General features: G+C 59.7%; 2 protein-coding genes and 1 tRNA gene. 2 read left to right on the top strand and 1 reads right to left on the bottom strand.

Annotation, left to right across the window (positions count from 1 at the left end; translation table 11 throughout):
* Positions 1-210: 210 nt before the first annotated feature.
* Positions 211-2,304 (top strand): hydantoinase/oxoprolinase family protein, encoded by a 2,094-nt coding sequence (locus NW837_RS09410; protein WP_414330984.1) that lies wholly within the window; start codon positions 211-213, stop codon positions 2,302-2,304.
* A 309-nt stretch (positions 2,305-2,613) separates the two neighbouring features.
* On the opposite strand, the gene NW837_RS09405 is transcribed toward NW837_RS09410, so the two are convergent.
* Positions 2,614-2,686: transfer RNA gene (locus NW837_RS09405), tRNA-His, on the bottom strand.
* Positions 2,687-2,755: 69 nt separating this feature from the next.
* On the opposite strand from NW837_RS09405, the gene NW837_RS09400 reads away from it, so the two are divergent.
* Positions 2,756-3,556: a photosystem II S4 domain protein gene (locus NW837_RS09400; RefSeq protein WP_414330982.1), complete on the top strand. Its 801-nt coding sequence runs from the start codon at positions 2,756-2,758 to the stop codon at positions 3,554-3,556.
* Positions 3,557-3,626 lie beyond the last annotated feature (70 nt).

Genomic DNA, 3,626 nt, shown 5'->3' with positions numbered 1-3,626 from the left:
TAATCCGTACTGAACATATTATACATTATTTTCAGTATAGTTGAGCTTATTATTGACTAGAGTCATGCTCCAAAAAAGACAGAAGTTGCTGAGCTACACTCGCTACACGAAGGGGCGCCGGTCAGCCCGTCTCTGCCGTTACAAAAGCCAGGCGTCATAGCCATAGTCCGACCAAGGGCTGGCCCCAGAAGAAGGCAAAAGAAATGCACGATGGAAGCCATGGTCGCATCAGCGTTGGGTAGCAACCTCGATCCGGCCAATCTGGATCAGACGGAAGCAAGCCGAGGCTTGGCCCGCCTGGGGATCGATGTGGGGGGCACCTTTACCGATCTGGTGCTCCTGCGCGACGGCCAGATGCAGACGGCGAAGGTGCTGTCTACCCCCAGCCCTGAGGAGGGGGTCTTTGCGGCGCTGGACAAGCTGGGGGTGCTCTGGGTTGACCTCTTCTGTCATGGCATGACGGTGGCCACCAACGCGCTGCTGGAGCGCAAGGGATCCCCCACCCTGTTTTTGACCACGGCGGGCTTTCGGGATGTGCTGGCCATTGCCCGTCAAAACCGCCCCTCTCTGTATGACCTGACACAGCCCAAGCCGGAGCCAGTGGTGCCCCGCCACCATTGCCTGGAGGTGAAGGAGCGCTGCAGCGCGGGCGGAGTGTTGGAGCCGCTCACCGATGCCGAAATCCGGCGGGTGGTGCAGGAGGTGGGGGAACGGGTGCAGCGGGATGGGATCCGCGCTATTGGGGTGGGGTTTTTGTTTTCTTTTCTCTACCCGGAGCACGAACAGCGGCTGGGAATGGCCTTGCGACAGGCTTTCCCGGAGCTACATCTTTCCCTGTCTTGCGAGGTGGCGCCGGAGTTCCGAGAATACGAGCGCTTCAGCACCACCGCCATCGATGCCTACCTCAGCCCGGCATTGGCGGGCTACCTGCACCGCTTGGCCCAAGGATGTCGGGAGCGAGGGATCCCCCAACCGTTGATCATGCAGTCTTCCGGCGGGGTGACCTCCATCCCTCAGGCGGCGGCCCATGCTTCGCTGGCTTTGCTCTCAGGGCCGGCAGGCGGAGTTTACGGGGCGGCCTATCTGGGTCGGCTGAGTGGCTACCCCCACTTGCTCAGCTTCGATATGGGGGGAACCAGCACAGATGTGGCCTTGATCCAAGATGGGATCCCCCAGGTTACTCCCGCAGCGGTGGTGTGCGGCTTGCCCGTGCAACAGCCCCAAATTGATATCCACACCGTCAGTGCCGGCGGCGGATCCCTGGCCCATTTGCTGCCCGGCGGTGGGCTTCAGGTGGGGCCAGAGAGTGCCGGATCCAACCCCGGGCCGGCCTGCTACGGTCGGGGGGGAACAGCTCCGACGGTTACCGATGCCAACCTCTGGCTGGGGTACCTGCCGGATGGCGGTCGGCTGGGCAACTCGGTGCAGCTACGGCGGGGGCTAGCGGAACAGGCTATTGCCACGCTGGCGGATCCCTTGGGCTTGAGCTTGCAGGAAACTGCCGTTGGCATTCGCACCTTGGCGAATGTCGCCATGTCGCGGGCCTTGCGGGTGATCAGCGTGGAGCGGGGTTTGGATCCCGCCGATTTTGCCCTGTTGGCCTTCGGCGGAGCCGGGCCCATGCATGCCTGTGCTTTGGCAGAAGAGCTGGGCATCCGCACGATCTTGATCCCGGCTGCCTGTGGGGTGCTCTCGGCGCTGGGAATGGCTTTGGCAGATCTGCGGCGAGACTATCGGCGGGCCATCCTCCAATCTCTGCGGCAGCTCACGTCCGCTTCAGGGGGATCCCTGCTGGCTCAATGGGCAGAACCCCTGATCCGCCAGGCGAGAGCCGATCTGCAGGAGCCGGCGTTGCACTTCAGCTTGGACTTGCGCTATCGCGGCCAGTCTTTTGAGTTGGGGATCCCAGTGCAGTTGTCGGATCCGATTGCTCATCTGGAACAGCAGTTTCACCAGGCCCACCAACAACGCTATGGATGGCAAGATTCAGCCCAGCCGGTGGAGGTGATTCAGTTGCGTCTACAGGCGGTGCAGGCCCTACCCACCGTGCCTTTGACTGCACCCCACCCTTTGCCAGGGGATCCCCTCAAGGGTCGGCGAGAGGCATGGTTTGGGGGCAGGATGTGCTCGGTGCCGGTTTACGATCGGCAGCGCATGGATGTGGGGTTTCAACTGCGCGGGCCGGCAATTGTCGAGATGCCGGAGGCAACGGCGGTGATCGAAGCCGATTGGACGGGGGTCATTGACGAAGTGGGAACCCTAATCTTGAGCTGTGTTCGCGATAGCGGGACAAAGTCCTGGTGAGTCCATCCGCAAGCAGAGCGTCATGGTCATTTCGATTCAAACTAGGATACTGTGCCCACACCCAAAACGTTGCTCGCGTCGGCGTTGCGGAGCAATAATGCAGGGGGCCAGAAGCTCACCCTAACCTGAAAGACCACAGCAGAGCTTGTTTTGAGAGGGAGAGGCAGGTGCTCCAGATCACCTTGACGAATACCTTCACGATTTTTGCGTCCAGATAGGGTGTTGTCTGTTTTCGTTTGTCAGGGTCTAGATAGATGGACTAGCCTCTGCAGCCCTTGCCCTGACTGGATTTTCGCGATTTCCCTCAAGGGCGGACGATGGGACTCGAACCCACGAATGGAGGATCCACAATCCTCTGCCTTAACCGCTTGGCTACGCCCGCCGCGATTCTGGCTATCTAGCTTAGCATGGGAAAAACGGGACTGAACTACAAAGGTCGAAGCGCCTCAAAATGCTACCCAGAGCCGATTTGTTGCAAGGGGCAGAGTATCGAGAAACCTTGGCACGGGTCTTGGATTTGGGAGAGCAAGCCCTCAAGACCTGGCAAGTGGTCTGGAGCGACTTCCTTTCCCCACCCGAAATAGCGGAGGTGCAAGCTCGGCTGCGCAACTTGACCGAACTACAAGTGGGGGCCTGGGGAGGGTACCCCCAAGCAGAGCGCCAGCGCTTGGCCCTAGCTCGCTCTGAGGTGGGCCTAGATGTCCGGGATCCAAAGTCCGACCCAGAAGGGATCCCATTGGCCGCCATTCAGATTCAAGGCAACTTTCTCTTCGACCCGGCTACCCACCGCGATTTTCTGGGAGCCCTGTTGGCGTCCGGCATCGCCCGCGAGAAAGTGGGAGACATCCTCCTGTTGGGGGACTCAGGCGCCCAGGCCATCGTTGTGCCCGAAATGGTGGATTACCTCACCCTAAACCTGACGCAGGTGCGCACAGTGCCTGTCAAAGTGAGCCGGATCCCCCTGAGCCAGTTGAACATTCAGCCCCCCCGCGTCAAATCCATCACCAGCATAGAAGCCTCTTTGCGCTTGGATGCGGTAGCCTCAGCTGGGTTTGGCATCTCCCGCAGCAAAATGGTGGAAGAAATCCAACGGGGGGAAGTGCGGGTCAATTGGAAGCCCATTACCCAAGCCAGCTACACCGTTGGCCCTCAGGATTGGATTGCCATTCGAGGTCGGGGTCGGCTGCAAATCGAAGAGGTAGCCGAAACAAAAAAAGGCCGCTTTCGGGTGCAAATGAGGCGGTATCTCTAGATTTTTTCCTGTCTGAGTTTGGGGAGATCGTTACCTCCAGGAAAATGCTCTAGAAAAAAGAGAAAAAGGC

It is taken from the genome of Synechococcus sp. R6-10, assembly GCF_047461815.1.
GTDB lineage: Bacteria > Cyanobacteriota > Cyanobacteriia > Thermostichales > Thermostichaceae > Thermostichus.
Note: the sequence above shows the minus strand (reverse complement) of the source record. Positions and strands in the feature narration are given on the sequence as shown.

Excerpts from the sequence above, each read along its gene's own strand:
- NW837_RS09410 (WP_414330984.1), top strand. The coding sequence starts at position 211 with ATGGAAGCCATGGTCGCATCAGCGTTGGGTAGCAACCTCGATCCGGCC.
- NW837_RS09400 (WP_414330982.1), top strand. The coding sequence starts at position 2,756 with ATGCTACCCAGAGCCGATTTGTTGCAAGGGGCAGAGTATCGAGAAACC.